The sequence below is a fragment of the Amycolatopsis coloradensis genome (genome assembly GCF_001953865.1).
Taxonomy (GTDB): domain Bacteria; phylum Actinomycetota; class Actinomycetes; order Mycobacteriales; family Pseudonocardiaceae; genus Amycolatopsis; species Amycolatopsis coloradensis.
Genome location: NZ_MQUQ01000002.1, coordinates 16,719 through 35,493, shown reverse-complemented (window position 1 = coordinate 35,493; position 18,775 = coordinate 16,719). Strand labels below are relative to the sequence as shown.

The window sequence follows — 18,775 nt, the reverse complement described above, 5'->3', positions numbered from 1 at the left end:
CGGAAACCGGTGCCGAATAGAGTCGCCGCATGGCACTTGATCAGCCGGCCCTGCTGACCGACGCCTCGAGGGGACTCTCCGGTGAAGAGGTCGCCGAGCGTGTCGCCGCGGGCAGGACCAACACCGTCTCCACGAAGACCAGCCGGACCACCGGCGAGATCATCCGCGCGAACGTCTTCACCCGGATCAACGCGATCTACGGGGTGCTGTTCGTCCTCATCCTGTCGACGGGGTACTTCATCGACGGGCTGTTCGGCGGACTGATCATCGTCAACAGCGCGGTCGGCATCATCCAGGAACTCCGGGCGAAACGGACCCTGGAACGGCTCGCCATCGTGGGACAGGCGAAACCGACCGTCCGCCGTGACGGGCAGAGCGTCGAGATCGCCCCGGAAGACGTCGTCCTCGGCGACCTCGTCGAACTGGGCCCCGGCGACAAGATCGTCGTCGACGGCCCGACGCTGACGGCCGAGGCACTGGAGGTCGACGAGTCGCTGCTGACCGGCGAATCCGATCCGGTGGTCAAGCAGCCCGGCGACAAGGTGCTGTCCGGCAGCTTCGTCGTCGCGGGCAGCGGCACCTACCGCGCGGACATCATCGGCGACGAGTCCTACGCCGCGAAACTGGCCGCGGAGGCCAGCAAGTTCACCCTGGTGAAGTCGGAACTGCGGCAGGGCATCGACAAGATCCTCAAGTTCATCACCTACCTGCTCGTCCCGGCGGGCGCGCTGACCATCTACAACCAGCTCGCGGGCGACCAGGCGTGGCCGGACGCGCTGCGCGGCATGGTCGCGGCGCTCGTGCCGATGGTCCCCGAGGGCCTGGTGCTGATGACCAGCGTCGCGCTCGCGGTCGGCGTCATCCGGCTCGGCAAGCGTCAGTGCCTGGTGCAGGAACTCCCGGCGATCGAGGGGCTGGCCCGGGTCGACGTGGTGTGCGCGGACAAGACCGGGACGCTCACCGAGAACGCGATGCGGCTTTCCGAGGTCCGGGAGATCACCCCCGGCCACCCGGTGGACACCGTGCTGGCCGCGCTCGCCGCCGCCGACCCGCGGCCGAACGCGAGCCTCCAGGCCATCGCGGAGGCGCACGGGACCGATCCGGGCTGGCGGGTTTCCACGACGATGCCGTTTTCCTCGGCGCGGAAGTGGAGTGGCGCGTCGTTCGGTGCCGACGGCGACTGGGTGCTCGGCGCGGCCGACGTCCTGCTGCCCGAGGGAGAGCACCGGGCGGAGGCCGAGAAGATCGGTTCGCGCGGTCTGCGGGTCCTGCTGCTGGGCCGCGCCGCACGGGCCGTCGACGCGGCGGAGGGCCCCGGTGACATCGAACCGGTCGCGCTCGTGGTGCTGGAGCAGAAGGTCCGTCCGGACGCGAAAGACACTCTGGACTTCTTCGCGCATCAGGACGTCGCGGTCAAGGTCATCTCCGGCGACAACGCCGTCTCCGTCGGCGCCGTCGCGGGGACGCTCGACCTGCCCGGCGCGGACAAGCCCGTCGACGCGCGCAAACTGCCGGACGACGCCGAAAAGCTGGCCGACACCGTGGAGGAGCGCGCCGTCTTCGGCCGCGTCACCCCGTTGCAGAAACGCGCGATGGTCGGGGCGCTCCAGTCGAAGGGCCACACCGTCGCGATGACCGGCGACGGCGTCAACGACGTCCTCGCCTTGAAGGACGCGGACATCGGCGTCGCCATGGGCGCCGGCAGCCCGGCCACCCGCGCGGTCGCGCAGATCGTGCTGCTGGACGACAAGTTCGCCACCCTGCCGCATGTGGTCGCCGAGGGCCGCCGGGTGATCGGCAACATCGAGCGCGTCTCGAACCTGTTCCTCACCAAGACGGTCTACTCGGTGCTGCTGGCGCTGATGGTCGGTATCGCGCAGGTGCCGTTCCCGTTCCTGCCGCGGCACATCACGATCACCGCCTGGTTCACGATCGGCCTGCCCGCCTTCGTGCTTTCGCTGGCGCCGAACAACGAACGCGCCCGCACCGGCTTCGTCGGCAGGGTGATGCGGATGGCCGTCCCGGCCGGGCTGGTCATCGCCACCGCGACGTTCGTGAGCTACCTGCTGGTGTACAAGGGATCCGGACAGTCCGAAGTGGACAAGATCCAAGCGGGGACGACCGCGCTGATCACGCTCATCGCGATCGCGCTGTGGGTGCTCGGGATCGTCGCGCGGCCGTACAAGTGGTGGAAGATCCTGCTGATCGGCGGGATGGTCGTGCTGACGCTCGCGTTGTTCCTGATCCCGTTCACGCAGAAGTTCTTCGCGCTGGACCCGAGTGTGAGCGCGTACACGCTCTCGGCGTTCACCTGCGCCGGGGTGGGGATCGTGCTGGTGGAGGCCGCCTGGTGGATCGGGCGGCATCTGGTGAAGCGCTCCGAGGCCTGACCGGCCAGTTTACGCGATGAAGGGGCCTTTCAAAGCGAATTCGCTTTGAAAGGCCCCTTCATCGCAGCGAGCGAGCCCCGGCGTCAGGCCGCCGGAGTGAACAGCAGCGCCGTGTTGTGCCCGCCGAAACCGAACGAGTTGCTGATCGCCGCGGTCAGCTCCGCCTTGCGGGCCTCGCCCGCCACGACGTCGAGCTGCACCTTCGGGTCCAGGTCCTCGAGGTTCAGCGTGGCCGGGATCAGGCCGTGGTAGATCGCCAGGATCGTGGCGATGCCCTCGACCGCGCCCGCGCCGCCGACCAGGTGCCCGAGTGCGCCCTTGGGAGCGGTCACCACGGTGTGATCGCCGACGGCCTTGCGGATCGCCGCGGCCTCGCCGACGTCGCCGACGACCGTGGAGGTCGCGTGCGCGTTGACGTGCCCGACGTCGGAAGGGGAGACCCCGGCCATCTTCATCGCCGCGCGCATGGCGGCGATCTGGCCGATGCCTTCGGGGTGGTTACCCGTGATGTGGTACGCGTCCGAGGTGATCCCGAACCCGCTCAGCTGCGCGTAGATCCGCGCGTTGCGGGCCCTGGCGCGGTCGGCCCGCTCCAGGATCACGACGCCGGAGCCCTCGCCGAGCACGAAACCGTCGCGGTTCGCGTCGAACGGCCGCGAAGCCTTCGTGGGATCGTCGTTGCGGGTGGACACCGTCCTCGCCTGGGCGAACCCGGCGAGGGTGATCGGGTGGATGCACGCCTCGGCGCCACCGGCGACCACGACGTCGGCCCGGCCGGTCCGGATCATCTCGTAGCCGGCGGCGATGCCTTCCGCACCCGAGGCACAGGCCGAGGCGGGCGAGTGCACGCCGGCACGGGCCTTCAGGTCGATGCCGACGTGCGCGGCCGGACCGTTCGGCATCAGCATCGGCACGGTCAGCGGGGACACCTTGCGGAGGCCCTGCTTGTGCAGCAGATCGTTCTGCGAGATCAGGGTGACCGGACCGCCGACACCGGTGCCGATGGTCACCCCCAGGCGCTCGGGGTCCACATCCTGATGCTCATCGGTCGGCTGCTCGAAGCCCGCGTCCGCCCAAGCCTGACGCGCGGCGATGAGCGCCACCTGCTCGCACCTGTCCAGGCGGCGGGCCTGGACCCGAGGGAGGACCTCGGACGGGTCCACGGCGAGCGTGGCGCCGATCTTCACCGGCAGGTCGAGCTCGTCGACCCAGTCGGCTTCGAGCCGGCGGATGCCACTCTCACCGCCGAGCAGGCCGTCCCACGTGGACGTGACGTCCCCGCCGAGCGGCGTGGTGGCACCCAGCCCGGTGATCACGACGTCGATGTTGCTCATTGGAGTCTCCCCAAGGTCGGCGCCATCAAGTACTGGTGACTTACTTGGAGTTGGCGGACACGTAGGTCACCGCGTCGCCAACGGTCTTCAGGTTCGCCAGCTCGTCGTCCGGGATCTTGACGCCGAACTTGTCCTCGGCCTGAACAGCGATCTCCACCATGGACAGCGAGTCGATGTCGAGGTCGTCCACGAAGGACTTCTCGGCGGTCACGTCGTCCTGCGCCACACCGGCGACCTCTTCGACGATCTCGGCGAGGCCGGCGAGGATCTCTGCGTTGTCTGCCACTGGTTGTTCCCTTCTCGGTGATGCTTTCGGCTGCCCCGCGGGCACGGCGCCCGCGGGGGAAGTATTCATCACGGGCAGATGAAGGCCTGGCCCGCGTAGGAGAGTCCGGCGCCGAAGCCGACGGCGAGTACGACGTCGCCCTGCTTCGCGGTGCCTGCCTTGCGCATGTGGTCCAGCGCGAGGGGGATGGACGCGGACGAGGTGTTGCCCGAGTACTTGATGTCGTCGGCCACGATCATGTCCTCGCGGGCGCCCTTGGCGCGCAGCTTCTTGGCGATGGCCTCGACGATGCGCAGGTTGGCCTGGTGCGGGATCAGCACGTCCACATCGGACGGTTCGAGTCCGGCGATCTCCAGTGCCCGCAGCGCGATCGGCGCGATCTGCGTGGTCGCCCAGCGGAAGACCGACTGGCCCTCCTGGTAGATCCACTTTTCGTCGCGCATGTAGATGAGGTCGACGTGCTCACCCGCGCTGCCCCAGGCGACCGGGCCGATCTGCGCGGTGTCGGCCGCGCCGACCACCGCCGCGCCGGCGCCGTCGGCGAAGATGATCGCGTTCGCGCGGTCGACCGGGTCGACGTGGTCGGTGAGTTTCTCGGCGCCGATGACGAGCGCCTTCTTCGTGCTGCCCGCCCGGATCAGGTCCGAGGCGACACCGAGGCCGTAGCAGAACCCGGCGCAGGCGGCGTTGAGGTCGAACGCGGCCGGATGCGTGATCCCGATCCGGTCGGCGACCTGGGCGGCGGCGTTCGGGATCTGGGTGGGCATCGTGCAGTTGGGCAGGATGACCGTGTCCACTTCGGACGGATCCACCCCGGCATCGGCGAGTGCCGCCGTGCCCGCCTTGACCGCCATGTCGACCAGCGACTCGTCCTTCTCGGCGAACCGGCGCTCGACGATGCCGACCCGTTCGCGGATCCACTGGTCGTTGGTGTCCATGATCTGCGACAGATCGTCGTTGGTCACGATCTTCTCGGGTTGGAAGCTCCCGACGCCGAGAACGCGGCTGCCGGCGGCGCCCGTGGTCTGCCGCAAGGTGGATCGGTCGGTCACGAAGCGTCCTCCTGCCCGTGAAGCTTCGCCAGCTCGGCCGGCGTCTTCAGCGCGATGGTGGTGGTCACGGTTCCCTTGAGCTGCCGCTTGACCAGCCCGGTCAGCGTGCCCGCCGGCGGGAGTTCGAGCGTCGTGGTGACGCCCGCGGAGACCAGACCGTCCATGGTCAGGTCCCAGCGCACCGGGTTCGTGACCTGCTTGACCAGCCGGTCGAGGTATTCGGCCCCGCTGGTGACGACCTGGCCGTCGGCGTTCGACAGCAGCGGACGCGTCGGGTCCGCCGGGGTGATCTTCGCAGCCTGGTCGGCGAGCGCCGCCTGCGCGGGGGCCATGTACGCCGTGTGGAACGCGCCCGCGACCTTGAGCGCGCGGACCTTGGTGCCTTCGAGTGGCTCGGCCACGATCCTCTCGATCGCGTCGGCGGCGCCCGAGGCGACGATCTGGCCCGCGCCGTTGCGGTTCGCGGCGGCGAGGCCGTGGCCGTCGAGCCAGGCGACGACCTGCTCCGGGTCACCGAGCATGACGGCGGCCATGCTCGTGGGCTCCAGCGCGCACGCCTTCGCCATCTCGGCGCCACGGATGGCGGCCAGCGCGACGGCGTCGTCGGGGCTCAGGACCCCGGCGATGGCGGCGGCGGCCAGCTCGCCGACGGAGTGCCCAGCGACCGGCGCGTCCGCGGCGACAAGTGCCTCGCGCTGGAGGTGTTCGAACGCCAGCAGCGAGAGCGCCACGATCAGCGGCTGGGTGATCGCGGTGTCCTGGATCTCTTCGGCGTCCGCTTCGGTGCCGAGGCGGACGAGATCGAGACCGGCCCGCTCGGACCAGGCTTCGACGCGCGCGCGGGCACCGTCGAGCTCGAGCCAAGGGGTGAGCATGCCTGGGGCTTGGGAACCCTGACCGGGGGCGAGGACTGCTGCTGTCACTCCACTAGGGAACACTCTCGGCCACCGAGGTCGTGATGCCGAGGCTCACCAAGTCCGGCGAGTGTAATTGTGGGAACCCTCCAAAAGTGCCTTCCTGATCACTGTGCTTAACCCAAAAGCCTTGTCGGGTTCAACCAGCTTTCCCTATGAAGTCCATCACTGCGCAGCGTTACCACCGGGTTTACCAGAGCCCGCGGGCCCGGGCCAGCCGCCCGACCGTCAGCGCCACCTTCAGCACCCAGGCGTCGCGCGATTCGGCGGCGTGGCGGCCGGTGAGTTCGGCCGCCTTCCGCAACCGGTACCGGACGGTGTTCGGATGCACGAACAACGTCCGTGCGCAGATCTCGAGGACACCGCCGCTGTCGAGATAGGTCTCCACCGTCCGCAGCAGTGCCGGTCCCGCCTCCTCCAGTGGCCGGGCGATCTGCTCCACGAGCAGGCGTTCCGCTTCGGGATCGCCGGACAGCGCGCGCTCCGGCAGCAGGTCGATCGATCTCGCGGGCCGCGGCGCACCGGGCCAGCCGACGACGGCGCGCAGGCCGGAGAGCGCCTCTGTCGCGCTGTGGTGTGCCTCGGCGAGCGTGGGCACCGTCGGCCCGGCGACCACCGGCCCCTCGGCGAAGGCGACGGACAGTTTGGTGAGGATCTCGCGGTCCTTGACGCTGCCGTCGGTGGGGCCGGCCACGACCACGACCAGCCGGGACCCCTGCACCGAAAGCAGGACGGGGCGCCCCACCCGCGCGGCGCGGCTGCGCACTTCGAACACGACGGCAGGCGGGTCGTCCGACGTCGGGGTGCCGACCAGCGCGGTGGCGGGCGCGGCGGGATCCCAGCCGAGCGCGGCCGCACGGGAGAGCACGGCCTCCTCGGCGTCACCGCGGACGACGCCGTCGACGACCAACGCCTCCAATCGCGCGTCCCAGGCGCCGCGCGCCTCGGCGGCGGCGGCGTAGGAGTTGGCGGCGGCGAACGCGATTTCCCTGCCGTAACGCAGGATCCCTTCGATCAGCGCGGCGCGTTCCGCCTCATTCGCGGCGAACTCCGGCAGCTGCTCTTCGAACACCTCGATCGCCAGCCGCACCATCCCGACCGCCTGCCGCAGGCTCACCCAGCGGGACAGTTCGGCCGGCGCTTCACGGAACGCCTCGGTGGTGAGGGAGAGCGCCTCCTTCGCGTCGCGGAGCCAGTCGACGAAACCGGCGGCACCCGCCTGGGTGATCAGCAGAACGCTCGCGCGCTGGTCGGCGGGAAGGCGGGCGAACCAGCTCAGCCGTTCCTCCATCACCGCCACGCTCGCACTCGCGAGACGGCCGGAGGCGTGTTCGAGCCGCCGGAGGGTCTTGGCGGACAGCCCGTGGTGCTTGGGCACATGCCGTCCGGAAGTCGCATCAGCCATGGTCAGCCGATCCTAGTCCGCCCCGGCGAGATGCTCCTCGTCCTGCGGCCGGACCGGCCTCGCGTCCGAAGTGGACAGACGTCGCGCGATCAAGGGCGATGAATGGTGAAAGGTGTTCGCATAAAACTCGAGGCCGCCCGGCGCGAGCGTTTTTCGCTGCGCCGGACGGCCTCGTCTCCCCGGTCCCCACCGGTAGGACAAGTATGGGACTTGTGGATCTTTTCCCGCTACCTCACTCACTCGATCGTGGGTCGCCAAGTCGCCGGTGACGGGCCCGTGATCAACGATTCCTCGCAAGCCGCGCCGGTGTTCGGAGCGGATGCGCGGAGGAGGGATTTCACCGTGTGCGAGCAGCCGAAAGACAGTCTGGGGCAAGCATGCGACCTTGTCGCCATACATCGCGGCCCCAACCGGTCGAATTCCTGATCATCCTCATCGGCTGGGTGATCGCGAAGGCCGTGTCAAAGGCAAAGGCATGGGGATTGGTTCTGTCGACGAATGTCGACGCTGGCGGGATCTTCGTCAAACTTGTGTACTACTTCATTCTCCTGATCGCCTTGCAGTTCGCGTCCGGCGTATTCGGTGAGAGCAATCCGGTCAGCGCGCTGCTCGACGACATCATCGCGTTCCTGCCGCGGATCCTGGTCGCGCTGGTGCTGGTGATCGTCGCCGGCTCCGGCGGCGGCCTGATCAAACCCGCGCAGGAGCGACGGCAGGGCTGGCCGGCCAACTCGCAGGGACGGCTGGAGCCGGGCGGCGGCAATCAGAAAGTCCGTTCGGAGCCGCCGACGTCGCCCGTGGGCATCGGTCGCGTAGATTCCTGAGCATCCCGCGGGCCCGGTGATCGAGGAAGGCACCGGGCCCGCGTGGAGTCGACGGGGGCCCATCGCCGCGGACCAAGCGGCGGCGGGCCCCTTCGTCGTGCCCGGGCGGCTACTCCACCTCAGCGGCTCTCAAGCCCGTTGCCTGTTCCGCAGCTCACACTCTCTAGGGAATGGTGTCGCGGCGGAGCATGTTGGAGCGGTAGACGACAGAGGGGCGCGGACGTGGACTTCCTGCTGCACAACGGTGTCACGGTGCTGGGTCAGTGGATCTCCTTCGCCGAACTGGCGGGGCAGATCTTCGCGCTGGCCGTGGTCTTTCTGGCTCAACGCCGCACGCTGTGGACCTGGCCGGTCCAGGTCGGTGCCACCGTGCTGCTGTTCTCCGTCTACCTCTCCGCGCACCTCGGCGGGCTCGCCACCAGGCAGATCGCGATCCTCGCCATCTCGATCTACGGCTGGTGGGCGTGGTCCCGCCGCAGCGACCCGGTCTACGGCGTCGTCGTCCGCAAGGGCCGTCCCGCCGAACGGCTGGCGATGATCGGCGCGTTCGCGATCGGCACCACCGCGATGGCGCTGGTGCTCGACGCGCTGGACGCGTCGTGGGCGCCATGGCCGGACGCCGCGATCTTCGTCGGCACGCTGGTCGCCTTCGCCGCGCAGGGTGCCGGGCTCGTCGAGTTCTGGCTGGTGTGGCTGGTCGTCGACGCGATCGGTGTCCCGCTCCAGCTTTCTTCGGGCCTGTACTTCTCCGCGGCGGTCTACATCGTGTTCGCCGGGCTGGTCGTACACGGCTGGTGGAGCTGGAACCGCACGGCGAAGCAGGTCCGCACCGCGCCGTCCGGGGTCACCGCCGCGGCCCGCTGACCCCGCGTTTCGTCCTCTGGTTGCGGTAGTTCGTATCACGAACTACCGCAACCAGAGGACGAAACGCGTGTGGGGTATCAGCGCAGGGTGGCGTGCGAGGGCTTGAGGTCGTCGAGGGTACGGACGCCGAGCAGCTGCATGGTCCGGACGATCTCGGCGCGCAGGATGTCCACGCACCGCTGAACCCCACGCTCGCCCCCGGCCATCAGGCCGTAGAGGAACGCGCGCCCGATGAGCACCGCGTCGGCGCCACGCGCGATCGCGGCCACGATGTCGCCACCGGAGAGAACGCCGGTGTCGACCCACACCTCGGCGTCGCCCTGGATCTCGTCGAGCACCGCGGGCAGTAGTTCGATCGGCGTCGGCGCGCGGTCGAGCTGACGGCCGCCGTGGTTGGACAGCAGCACCGCGTCGGCGCCGTGCTTGACCACGTCACGCGCGTCATCGACGTTCTGGACGCCTTTGATCACCAGCTTGCCCGGCCAGGTCTGGCGGACCCAGTCGAGGTCGTCGAAATTCAGGGTGGGGTCGAAGAGCTGGTTGAGCAGTTCGGCGACCGTGCCGTCGAACTGGCTCAACGACGCGAAGGTCAGCGGCTCGGTGGTCAGCAGGTTGAACCACCACGACGGATGCATCGCGCCGTCGACAAACGTCTTGAGGGTGAGCGCCGGCGGGATGGTCAGTCCGTTGCGGACATCACGCAGCCGCGCGCCCGCGACCGGGGTGTCCACCGTCAGCATGAGGGTGTCGAAACCGGCGGCCCAGGCGCGATTCATCAGATCTTCGCCTGCTTTGTGGTCGCGCCAAACGTAGAGCTGGAACCACTTGCGGGCCTCCGGTGCGGCGGCCGCGAGGTCTTCGATCGACGTCGTCGCCATGGTCGACAACCCCATCGGGATACCGTTGCGCTGCGCGACGCGGCCCACCGCGGACTCGCCCTCGTGGTTCATCATGCGGGTGAACCCGGTCGGCGCGAACGCGAACGGCAGCGCCGAACGCTTGCCGAGGATGTCCTTGCCGGTGTCCACATCGGACACGCCGCGGAGAATGTTGGGATGGAATTCCACGCTGCGGAAGGCCTGCCGGGCGCGGCGGAGGCTGTCCTCCAGCTCCGCGGCGCCGTCGGTGTAGTCGAACGCCGCCCTCGGCGTCCGCTTGCGGGCAAGCATCCGGAGGTCGGCGATCGTGTGCGCGCCCGCCAGGCGCCGCTCGGTCGGATTGAGCACGATCGGCTTCGGCCGCAGGATCTGCTTCAGCTCACTCGGCTTCGGCAGTCGACGCTTCGTCACACTCGCTCACCCTCTCCGTTCGCCCCCGAAACATCCGATGTCTCACCCTAGACGATCGGCGACCGGGTGTTATGAACGGACCGTTCATAACAAAATCTGTTATGAACGGTCCGTTCATAACACGGCTAGGCGCTACCGGAGTCCGACAACTGCGGACCCGCGGCGGCGACGTCGTCGAGGCGGTACTTGCGCGCCGCCTCCACCACCTTCGCCTGGCCGACCTCGCCGCGCTTGGCGAGCGCGCTCAGCGTGCCGACCACGATCGACTGCGCGTCGACCAGGAACTTCCGCCGGGCGGCGGGGCGGGTGTCGGAGAACCCGAACCCGTCGGTGCCCAGCGTCAGCATGTCGGTCGGCACCCAGGGGCGGATCAGGTCCGGCACGGCACGCATCCAGTCCGAAACCGCCACGACCGGCCCGTTCACGCCGGACAGCTTCTCCGTGACGTACGGCACACGCGGGGAGTCGCCCGGGTGCAGCAGGTTGTCGTGGTCGATCGCGACGGCCTCGCGCCGCAGTTCGGTCCACGACGTCGCCGACCACACGGCCGCGCGGACGCCCCACTCCTCGGCGAGCATCTGCTGCGCGCGGAGCGCGTCCGGCATGGTGACGCCGGACACCAGGATCTGCGCCTCCGGCCCGTCGCCCGACGGGGCTTCGGCGTACCGGTACAGACCCTTGAGCAGACCGTCCACGTCGAGGTTCTCGGGCTCGGCGGGCTGCTGGTAGGGCTCGTTGTAGATCGTCATGTAGTAGAAGATGTTCTCGCCGTTGCCGTCCGGCCCGGTCTCGCCGTACATCCGGCGCAGACCGTCCCGCACGATGTGGGCGATCTCGAACGACCACGCCGCGTCGTAGGCCACGACGGCCGGGTTGGTCGCCGCCAGCAGCAGCGAGTGCCCGTCGGCGTGCTGGAGGCCCTCACCGGTCAGCGTGGTGCGGCCGGCGGTGGCGCCGAGCACGAACCCGCGGGCCATCTGGTCCGCCGCCGCGTAGAGGCCGTCACCGGTCCGCTGGAACCCGAACATCGAGTAGAAGATGTAGATCGGGATCATCGGCTCGCCGTGCGTGGCGTACGAGGTGCCGACGGCGGTGAACGACGCGGTGGAACCCGCCTCGTTGATGCCCTCGTGCAGGATGACGCCCTTTTCGGACTCCTTGTAGGCCAGCATCAGGCTCGCGTCGACCGACGTGTACGTCTGGCCGTGCGGGTTGTAGATCTTGGCCGTCGGGAACATCGAGTCGAGGCCGAAGGTGCGTGCCTCGTCCGGGATGATCGGGACGATCCGCTTGCCGATTTCGGCGTCCTTCGCCAGCTCGCGCACGAGCCGGACGAACGCCATCGTGGTGGCGACCTCCTGCTTGCCCGATCCCTTGCGGATGCTTTCGTAGACCTTGTCGCCGGGCAGTACGAGCGCCTTCGAGGCCTTCGGGCGGCGCTCCGGCAGGAACCCGCCGAGCGTCTTGCGGCGGCCGATCATGTACTCGATCTCCGCCGAGTCCTTGCCAGGGTGGTAGTACGGCGGCAGCTTCGGGTCGCGCTCGAGTTCCTCGTCGCTGATCGGGATGCGCTGGGCGTCCCGGAACAGCTTGAGGTCGTCGAGAGTGAGCTTCTTCATCTGGTGCGTGGCGTTGCGGCCCTCGAAGGACGGGCCGAGGCCGTAGCCCTTGATGGTGTGGGCCAGGATCACCGTCGGCTGGCCGTGGTGCTCCAGCGACGACTTGTAGGCCGCGTAGACCTTGCGGTAGTCGTGCCCGCCGCGCTTGAGGTTCCAGACGTCGGCGTCGGTGAGGTCCTTGACCAGTTCCTTGGTCCGCGGGTCGCGGCCGAAGAAGTGCTCGCGGACGAAGGCGCCGTCGTTGGCCTTGTAGGTCTGGAAGTCGCCGTCCGGCGTGGTGTTCATCAGGTTGACCAGCGCGCCGTCGCGGTCCGCGTGCAGCAGCGAGTCCCACTCGCGGCCCCAGATGACCTTGATGACGTTCCAGCCGGCGCCGCGGAAGTACGACTCCAGCTCCTGGATGATCTTGCCGTTGCCGCGCACCGGGCCGTCGAGCCGCTGCAGGTTGCAGTTGATCACGAAGGTCAGGTTGTCGAGGCCTTCGCCGGCGGCCACGTGGATGAGGCCGCGCGATTCCGGCTCGTCCATCTCGCCGTCGCCGAGGAACGCCCAGACGTGCTGGTCGCTGGTGTCCTTGATGCCGCGATCGCGCAGGTAGCGGTTGAACCGGGCCTGGTAGATCGCGTTCATCGGGCCGAGGCCCATGGACACGGTCGGGTTCTCCCAGAACTCCGGCATCAGCCGGGGGTGCGGATACGACGGCAGGCCGCCGCCCTCACCCGCGTGCGAGTACTCCTGGCGGAACCCGTCCAGCTGGTTCTCGGTGAGCCTGCCCTCGAGGAACGCGCGAGCGTAGATGCCGGGGGAGGCGTGGCCCTGGATGAAGATCTGGTCGCCGCCGCCGGAGTGGTCCTTGCCGCGGAAGAAGTGGTTGAAGCCCACCTCGTACAGCGCCGCGGACGAGCCGTAGGTCGAGATGTGGCCGCCGACACCCACGCCGGGACGCTGCGCGCGGTGCACCATGATCGCGGCGTTCCACCGGATGTAGGCGCGGTAGCGGCGCTCGATCTCCTCGTCACCGGGGAACCAGGGTTCGTTCTCGGTGGGGATGGTGTTGACGTAGTCCGTCGACGTCAGCGCCGGAACGCCGACGTGACGCTCCCTCGCCCGCTCGAGGATGCGCAGCATCAGGTAACGGGCGCGCTGCTGACCACCCCTGGCCAGCGCCTCGTCGAAGGAGTCCAGCCATTCGGCAGTCTCCTCCGGGTCGATGTCGGGCAGGTGCGCCGCCAATCCGTCACGGATGACGCGTACGCGTGCCGGGGTCTCCTTACCGGAGGCGCCGTCGTTCTGCGGGGCCAAGGGGTCTCCTTGCAAAAGGTGGTAGCTGGTTCTGCTCGTACGCGGGCGTGTTCGCCTTCCATCGTCGTCCTCCGGTTCCGTTCGCGTCACCGCTACTGATCGGTAACGTTCGCGGACCCGATTGCGACACGCCTCGCGCGCGCCTGTATCGCGCGCGCGTTTTCTCTCCCACCCTAAAGCAGGGCGTTCGGAGGCGCCCAAGTGCGCCTGAATTGACCTCGCGCGGGTGGTCCGAATGTCCGTACGCTGCGACACGAGTTGTTCAAGATCCGGTGTGGACGGTTGCGCGCAGCGCCTCACCAGTGTTCGCTAACGGGCATCGTGTACCCGAGTGTGGTGCCCGCCCGGTCGATTCGGCCGGGCGACACCACGCTCCGTCGTAGTTGGAGGAGTGACAGCAGTGGTCGCCGCGGGAGACGCTGATCAGAGCAGCGTCGCCGAAAGGCTTGGGATCAAGCCGGACATGGTGGTCCAGGAGATCGGCTGGGACGAGGACGTCGACGACGACCTCCGAGCGGCGATCGAGGAACAGATCGGCGGCGACATCCTCGACGAGGACGCCGACGAGGTCATCGACGTGGTGCTGCTGTGGTGGCGCGAGGACGACGGTGATCTCGGCGACACGCTGATCGAGGTCCGGACCCCCTTGAACGAGAACGGTGTGATCTGGGTACTGACCCCGAAGACGGGACAGCCAGGGCACGTCGAGCCGAGTGAGATCGCCGAAGCGGTGCCGCAGGTCGGGTTGGCGCAGACGGCCAACATCAATGCCGGCCCGAAATGGGCGGGCACCCGGCTGGTATCGCCGAAGTCGTCCAAGACCAAGCGGTGACCTCCGGAGCCGCGCGATCGACACGATAGGGTTGTCGTCGCAGGCCCCTGTTCGCCCTTTGAGAGGAAACCGCCGGTATGGCCGTCGAGGTCGGATCGCAAGCCCCGGACTTCACGCTCAACGACTACAACAAGCAGGCCGTGAAGCTGTCGTCCTTCCAGGGCGACAAGCCGGTCCTGCTGGTGTTCTACCCGTTCGCGTTCAGCGGCATCTGCACCGGTGAGCTGTGCCAGCTTCGCGACGAGTTCGCGGACTACGACGGTCAGGGCGTCCAGGTCATCGGTGTGTCCGTGGACACCCCGTTCTCGCTCAAGGCGTGGGCCGAGCAGGAGGGCTACCAGTTCCCGCTGCTTTCGGACTTCTGGCCGCACGGTGAGGTCGCGAAGGCCTACGGCGTCTTCAACGAGGCGGCCGGCCTGGCCACCCGCGGCACCTTCCTGATCGACAAGAACGGCGTCGTGCGGTTCGCCGAGGTCAACCAGCCCGGCGAGCCACGCGACCAGCAGGCGTGGAAGAAGGCCGTGGCCTCCCTGGCCTGAGTCTTCACGGTGGCACCCGTGCGCGGGTGCCACCTCCCGGGCGCATAGCTCAGCGGGAGAGCACTCGGTTTACACCCGAGCGGTCGTAGGTTCGATCCCTACTGCGCCCACCGACGAACAGGCATCCGAGTCAGACGTGGTCCTGCCCGGGGTCCGGAGTGACCCCGGTGGCGGCGCTCGTGATCCGCCAAAGTTCGTTCGCGAGCCCCCGGTCCTTGGCGGTCGCCGAGCGGTGTGCCGGACCGGCCGGGCCGCGGATCTCGAACGGTCCGGCCGGGCCAAGGTAGTCCCCGCCGTCGACCGGCCCCGTGGCGGCGAGGAGCTGGGGTGCGATCCCGGCGGTGACCGGCTGCGAGAGGTATCGGTCCGGCAGTACGAGAAGGCGGGACCTCCACGTGCTCCCGCGGGCGAGGGCGTTGGTCAGCAGCTGTGACTTCGTCAGTCCCGGGTGAGCGGCGATCGACAACACCGGGTCGCCGTCGGCGCGCAGCCGCCGATCCAGCTCCGCGGCGAACAGAAGGTTCGCGAGCTTGGAAGCTCCGTAGGCGCGGGTTGGCGAGTAACGCCGGTGCTCCCAATGCAGGTCGGCGAGGTCGAGTCCGCCGGTGCGGTGGCCGAGGCTGGATGTCGTCACGACCCGGGCGGGCCGCCCGCGGTCTCCGGCCGCTCGCAGCGCGGGCATCAGCAGCCAGGTCAGCGCGGCCGGGCCGAGGTGATTGGTGCCGATCTGCAGCTCGAATCCGTCTCGGGTCCGGCTGTGCGGCCCCAGCGACACCGCGGCGTTGTTGATCAGCACGTCGACCCGGTCGCCGGTGCGTTTCCGGATCTCCGCGGCGGCGGCCCGTACCGAGGAGAGGTCGGCCAGGTCGAGCAACACGGGTTCGGCCGACCCGGTGCCGTCGATCCCGGCTCGCACCTGGTCGACGGCCGCCGCTCCACGCTCGGCGTCGCGAACGGTCATCAGGACCCGGGCACCGGCCGACGCCAACGCGCCGGAAAGGGCGAGGCCGAGGCCGGAGGTCGTGCCGGTGACGACGATGGTGCGGCCCTTCAGGTCGGGTAATTCATGTGACACTGTCATATGAAATAGTCTGCCCAGTTCGGATGACACTGTCAACTAGAATGGCCGATGTGACGCGCACCGAGACCGCCGAGGCGACGCGGCAAGCTCTTGTCCGCGCTGCTTCCGAGCTGCTCGACCAGGGCGGCCCTGACGCTGTGACCCTGCGTGCGGTCGGAGCCAGGGCCGGAGTCTCACGAGGTGCGCCCTACGGGCACTTCGAGAACAAAGAACATCTGCTCGGTCAGCTCGCCATCAACGCGTGGACTTCACTGGCGGACGACGTCGAGCATCTTCGTGCGAACCTTGAGTCCACTTCGGACATACGGCTTGAGCGAGCCATTCTGGCGTTGATCGACGTCGCTCGCCGGCGGCCGCACCGGTACGCGCTGATGTTCAGCGCTCCGGCCGATACGCCTGCCGCGCTGGAGGCCGCAGGGCGTCTCGAGGGCGTGTTCCTGGCCCTGGTCGCGGATATGGTCGGCGAATCCGACGCGCCTCGGTTCGGCGCGCTGCTGATGTCGAGTGCGCACGGCATCGCGGGAATGGAGCTCAGCGGTCATCTGGCGAAAGACAAGTGGCAGGTCAGCGTGGAGCAACTCGTGCACATGCTGATCGACGCGATCCGACCCGGGATGTCGAGACGTTGAGCGTCCGCATGTGGTCGACTACTTGCGCATGACACGTGAAGGCCCCTTCACTCGACTGGTTTTTGAAACCGTGGCCGAGTGAAGGGGTCTTCACGCACCCCCAACCCCTGTGGAACGTCTTCGGTTTTTCGGCGGTCTGGTCTGCCCCCTCGGCAGGCCAGACCGCCGGTGCGCCGCGCCGCGGGTGGCGAACTTTCGGCTGCACAAGACAAGAGACGGACTGGACTGCCCAGATACATCAAGATCGGCGGCCAAACGAGTGATCCCGCCGATCACGGAGAGCGACTACGCGCGAGTCAGCCGGTTCGCCAGGGTCGACATCGTGTAGGTCCCGATGCCCATGACGACTTCGAGGGCATTCCGCTCGGTGTGGCCATGGCCGAGGAAGGTCCGCAGCGTCTCGTCGTCCACGCCGCCGGCGTTCTCGAGCACCGCCAGCGTGAACTGGCGGACGGCTTCCAGGCGCTCGTCGGGCACGGGCTCCGCCGAGCGGAGTGCCGCGATGACGTCGTCGCCCGCGTGAAGTCCCTTCAGTTTGCCGGTGTGCATCTCGACGCAGACTTCGCAGCCGTTGCGCGTCGCCACGGTCATCACGACGGTCTCCCGCGCGAGGGGTTCGAGCGTCGTCCGCTCGAAACTCGCGCTGAGCTTCAGGAATCCGTCGAGCAGTTCCGGTGACGACGCCAGCCGGGCGACGGCGGTGGGGAGGTGGCCCAGATGCCGGATGGTCGCTTCCATCGGGCGACGCGAGGCTTCGGGTGCGGTTTCGAGGGTGTGCTCGGTGAACAAGGCTTGCCCCTAAGGTAGTCAACGTGGTTGACGAAAAGGTAAACCAGGTTGTCGAACATGGCAAGCGAGTTCCCGACGTACCCGGATTCGAACTGCCGCTCCTGCTGTTCGCGGGTTTCCGCTCGATCATCGACCGGCTGCACGCCGAGCTGGCCGAACAGGGGCACCCCGACGTCCGTCCGGCGTACGGCTTCGCCATGCAGGCGATCGGCCGTGACGGCGCGACGGCGAGCGAGATCGGGCGGCGGCTCGGGGTCAGCAAACAGGCGGCGGGCAAGACCGTCGACAAGCTGGAGCAGCTCGGCTACGTCGAGCGCGCCGACGACCCGGCCGACGCGCGGCGCAAAGTCGTGCGGCTCACCGGCCGCGGCATCGACTCGCTCGGCCGGTCCGCGGCGATCTTCGAGGAGTTACGCGAGGACTGGGCCGACGCGCTGGGCGCCGACAGGGTCCGCGCCCTCGAAGCCGACCTTCGCACGATGGCGCCCGCGGACGGCTTCCGCCTCGACGTCGCGGGCTGGTTCGGGGCCTAGAAGGGGCAACCCGGGTTCGGCGCGTCCTCCGAGAGCGGGCTCCCGTGCGGCAGCACGTAGAGCACCTCCAGCACCACAGGCGTCGTCCCGAGGTTGCGTCCGATGTGGACGGTGTCACTCGGCTCGGTGAACGTGGCGCCGCGCCGGTACAGCCCGTCGAGGCCGCAGTCGGCCGAGTTGTGCGTCAGCGTGCCCGCCTTGACGTACGCGTAGAGCTTCCCGTCGTGGTAGTGCCAGCCGGTGTACCCGCCCGGCTGGATGACGACCTCGCGCAGGACGTAGTCGGTGTCCCCGACCGTCTTCTGGCTGAAGATCGTCCCGGTCACCCCGGAACCAGGGGTGGCCGCGGCCGTCGACGGGACGGGGAGCGCGAGGACGAGTGTGGCGAGCAGCGTGGTCACGGACCGCGGGCGCATGAGGAAACCGTACCGCGATTCAGGTCGCCCGCAGGGTCTCCAGATGCCGCCGGAGCACCGTTCGCATCAGTTCCGGCGTGGTCCGGCCCGCCGACAGGGCGAGACCGTCCAGCAGCGCGGCCAGCCGTTCGGTCTCGACGGCCAGGTCCAGGCCGTCGAGCAGGCCGCCCGCCCCATGCGCGCCCTCAAGCACCCTTCGGACGAGTGAGCGGACCCCGTCGTACGTGCGAGCGGCTTCCTCGGCGAGATCCGGGCGGTTCTTCGCGGCGGCCGTGAACGCCAGCCAGACGTCGGTTTCGGCCCGGGTCTGTTCGGTGAGCGGCAGCAGTTCGCCGAGCAGTGTTTCGGTGAGTTCCTGCCGTCGCGAGCGTGGTGTCGCGGGGTCGAGCAGGTCCGGGAGGTGCCCCAGCAACCTCGCCACGAGCCGGTCGCTCAGCGAGCGCATGGCGAACACGATCAACTCGTCGTGCCCCTTGAAATAGTGCCGCACCGAACCGATCGCCAGGCCGGCCTCGTCGGCCACGCTCCTGAGCGACGCCTGCGGCAGGCCGTCCCGCTGGATCACGCGGAAGACGGCTTCGGCTATCTCCAGGCGGCGGGCCTCGGGATCGACGATCTTGGGCACGTTGCCTTTATAGCATGACCTTGCTATTTTATTTGGCATAGTCATGCTACAA

At 68.7% G+C, this 18,775-nt stretch carries 17 protein-coding genes, 1 tRNA gene and 1 pseudogene; 8 read left to right on the top strand and 11 right to left on the bottom strand.

Annotated features, from left to right (window positions below; all coding sequences use genetic code 11):
* Nucleotides 1–29 precede the first annotated feature (29 nt).
* Nucleotides 30–2,390 carry a cation-translocating P-type ATPase gene (locus tag BS329_RS02010; RefSeq protein WP_208619135.1) on the top strand — a complete coding sequence of 787 codons (2,361 nt, stop codon included), beginning with the start codon at nucleotides 30–32 and terminating at the stop codon, nucleotides 2,388–2,390.
* A gap of 83 nt (nucleotides 2,391–2,473) precedes the next feature.
* On the opposite strand, the gene BS329_RS02005 is transcribed toward BS329_RS02010, so the two are convergent.
* The 5 genes from BS329_RS02005 to BS329_RS01985 all read right to left on the bottom strand — a co-directional run bounded on the left by BS329_RS02005 (nucleotide 2,474) and on the right by BS329_RS01985 (nucleotide 7,381).
* Nucleotides 2,474–3,724, bottom strand: a complete 1,251-nt coding sequence (locus BS329_RS02005; RefSeq protein WP_076155187.1) for a beta-ketoacyl-[acyl-carrier-protein] synthase family protein — start codon at nucleotides 3,722–3,724, stop codon at nucleotides 2,474–2,476.
* 40 nt (nucleotides 3,725–3,764) lie between these two features.
* A complete protein-coding gene (locus BS329_RS02000) occupies nucleotides 3,765–4,010 on the bottom strand; it encodes an acyl carrier protein (protein ID WP_076155185.1) in 246 nt (81 codons plus the stop codon).
* Between the two features lie 68 nt (nucleotides 4,011–4,078).
* Nucleotides 4,079–5,062, bottom strand: coding sequence for a beta-ketoacyl-ACP synthase III (locus BS329_RS01995; protein ID WP_076155184.1), 984 nt, complete (start codon nucleotides 5,060–5,062; stop codon nucleotides 4,079–4,081).
* Nucleotides 5,059–5,985, bottom strand: coding sequence for an ACP S-malonyltransferase (locus tag BS329_RS01990; RefSeq protein ID WP_279628122.1), 927 nt, complete (start codon nucleotides 5,983–5,985; stop codon nucleotides 5,059–5,061). Before BS329_RS01990 ends, BS329_RS01995 begins: the two co-directional genes overlap by 4 nt.
* Nucleotides 5,986–6,166: 181 nt before the next feature.
* Nucleotides 6,167–7,381, bottom strand: a complete 1,215-nt coding sequence (locus tag BS329_RS01985) for a PucR family transcriptional regulator (protein ID WP_076155180.1) — start codon at nucleotides 7,379–7,381, stop codon at nucleotides 6,167–6,169.
* A 342-nt stretch (nucleotides 7,382–7,723) separates the two neighbouring features.
* Here BS329_RS01985 and BS329_RS01980 point away from each other — a divergent pair.
* Nucleotides 7,724–8,205 (top strand): annotated as a pseudogene (locus BS329_RS01980) (mechanosensitive ion channel family protein).
* 222 nt (nucleotides 8,206–8,427) lie between these two features.
* Nucleotides 8,428–9,069, top strand: coding sequence for a nicotinamide mononucleotide transporter family protein (locus BS329_RS01975; protein ID WP_076155179.1), 642 nt, complete (start codon nucleotides 8,428–8,430; stop codon nucleotides 9,067–9,069).
* Between the two features lie 77 nt (nucleotides 9,070–9,146).
* Here BS329_RS01975 and BS329_RS01970 read toward each other — a convergent pair whose 3' ends face one another.
* On the bottom strand, nucleotides 9,147–10,358 hold the full coding sequence (locus BS329_RS01970; protein WP_076155177.1) for an alpha-hydroxy acid oxidase: 1,212 nt from the start codon (nucleotides 10,356–10,358) through the stop codon (nucleotides 9,147–9,149).
* A gap of 125 nt (nucleotides 10,359–10,483) precedes the next feature.
* Nucleotides 10,484–13,279 (bottom strand): pyruvate dehydrogenase (acetyl-transferring), homodimeric type, encoded by a 2,796-nt coding sequence (aceE, locus tag BS329_RS01965; protein ID WP_076155176.1) that lies wholly within the window; start codon nucleotides 13,277–13,279, stop codon nucleotides 10,484–10,486.
* Nucleotides 13,280–13,679: 400 nt separating this feature from the next.
* Here aceE and BS329_RS01960 point away from each other — a divergent pair, with 400 nt between their 5' ends.
* The 3 genes from BS329_RS01960 to BS329_RS01950 all read left to right on the top strand — a co-directional run bounded on the left by BS329_RS01960 (nucleotide 13,680) and on the right by BS329_RS01950 (nucleotide 14,760).
* Nucleotides 13,680–14,111 (top strand): DUF3052 domain-containing protein, encoded by a 432-nt coding sequence (locus tag BS329_RS01960; protein ID WP_076155175.1) that lies wholly within the window; start codon nucleotides 13,680–13,682, stop codon nucleotides 14,109–14,111.
* A 77-nt stretch (nucleotides 14,112–14,188) separates the two neighbouring features.
* Entirely contained in the window at nucleotides 14,189–14,650 is a 462-nt protein-coding gene (locus BS329_RS01955; protein ID WP_076155174.1) for a peroxiredoxin, read from the top strand.
* 38 nt (nucleotides 14,651–14,688) lie between these two features.
* Nucleotides 14,689–14,760, top strand: a tRNA-Val gene (locus BS329_RS01950).
* 20 nt (nucleotides 14,761–14,780) lie between these two features.
* Here BS329_RS01950 and BS329_RS01945 read toward each other — a convergent pair.
* The gene (locus tag BS329_RS01945; RefSeq protein WP_076155173.1) at nucleotides 14,781–15,731 is read right to left on the bottom strand and encodes an SDR family NAD(P)-dependent oxidoreductase; all 951 of its coding nucleotides are present in this window, start codon (nucleotides 15,729–15,731) and stop codon (nucleotides 14,781–14,783) included.
* Between the two features lie 41 nt (nucleotides 15,732–15,772).
* Between BS329_RS01945 and BS329_RS01940 the strand changes: the two genes are divergently transcribed.
* The gene (locus BS329_RS01940; RefSeq protein ID WP_244196997.1) at nucleotides 15,773–16,360 is read left to right on the top strand and encodes a TetR/AcrR family transcriptional regulator; all 588 of its coding nucleotides are present in this window, start codon (nucleotides 15,773–15,775) and stop codon (nucleotides 16,358–16,360) included.
* 285 nt (nucleotides 16,361–16,645) lie between these two features.
* Here BS329_RS01940 and BS329_RS01935 read toward each other — a convergent pair whose 3' ends face one another.
* Complete coding sequence (locus tag BS329_RS01935) at nucleotides 16,646–17,149, bottom strand: carboxymuconolactone decarboxylase family protein (RefSeq protein ID WP_076155171.1); 504 nt, start codon at nucleotides 17,147–17,149, stop codon at nucleotides 16,646–16,648.
* A 23-nt stretch (nucleotides 17,150–17,172) separates the two neighbouring features.
* Here BS329_RS01935 and BS329_RS01930 point away from each other — a divergent pair, with 23 nt between their 5' ends.
* A complete protein-coding gene (locus BS329_RS01930) occupies nucleotides 17,173–17,682 on the top strand; it encodes a MarR family winged helix-turn-helix transcriptional regulator (RefSeq protein ID WP_076155170.1) in 510 nt (169 codons plus the stop codon).
* On the opposite strand, the gene BS329_RS01925 is transcribed toward BS329_RS01930, so the two are convergent.
* The gene (locus BS329_RS01925) at nucleotides 17,679–18,098 is read right to left on the bottom strand and encodes a cupin domain-containing protein (RefSeq protein ID WP_076155168.1); all 420 of its coding nucleotides are present in this window, start codon (nucleotides 18,096–18,098) and stop codon (nucleotides 17,679–17,681) included. The two genes, BS329_RS01930 and BS329_RS01925, sit on opposite strands and share 4 nt — an antisense overlap.
* Before the next feature lie 19 nt (nucleotides 18,099–18,117).
* A complete protein-coding gene (locus BS329_RS01920) occupies nucleotides 18,118–18,723 on the bottom strand; it encodes a TetR/AcrR family transcriptional regulator (RefSeq protein WP_076155166.1) in 606 nt (201 codons plus the stop codon).
* Between the last annotated feature and the right edge of the window lie 52 nt (nucleotides 18,724–18,775).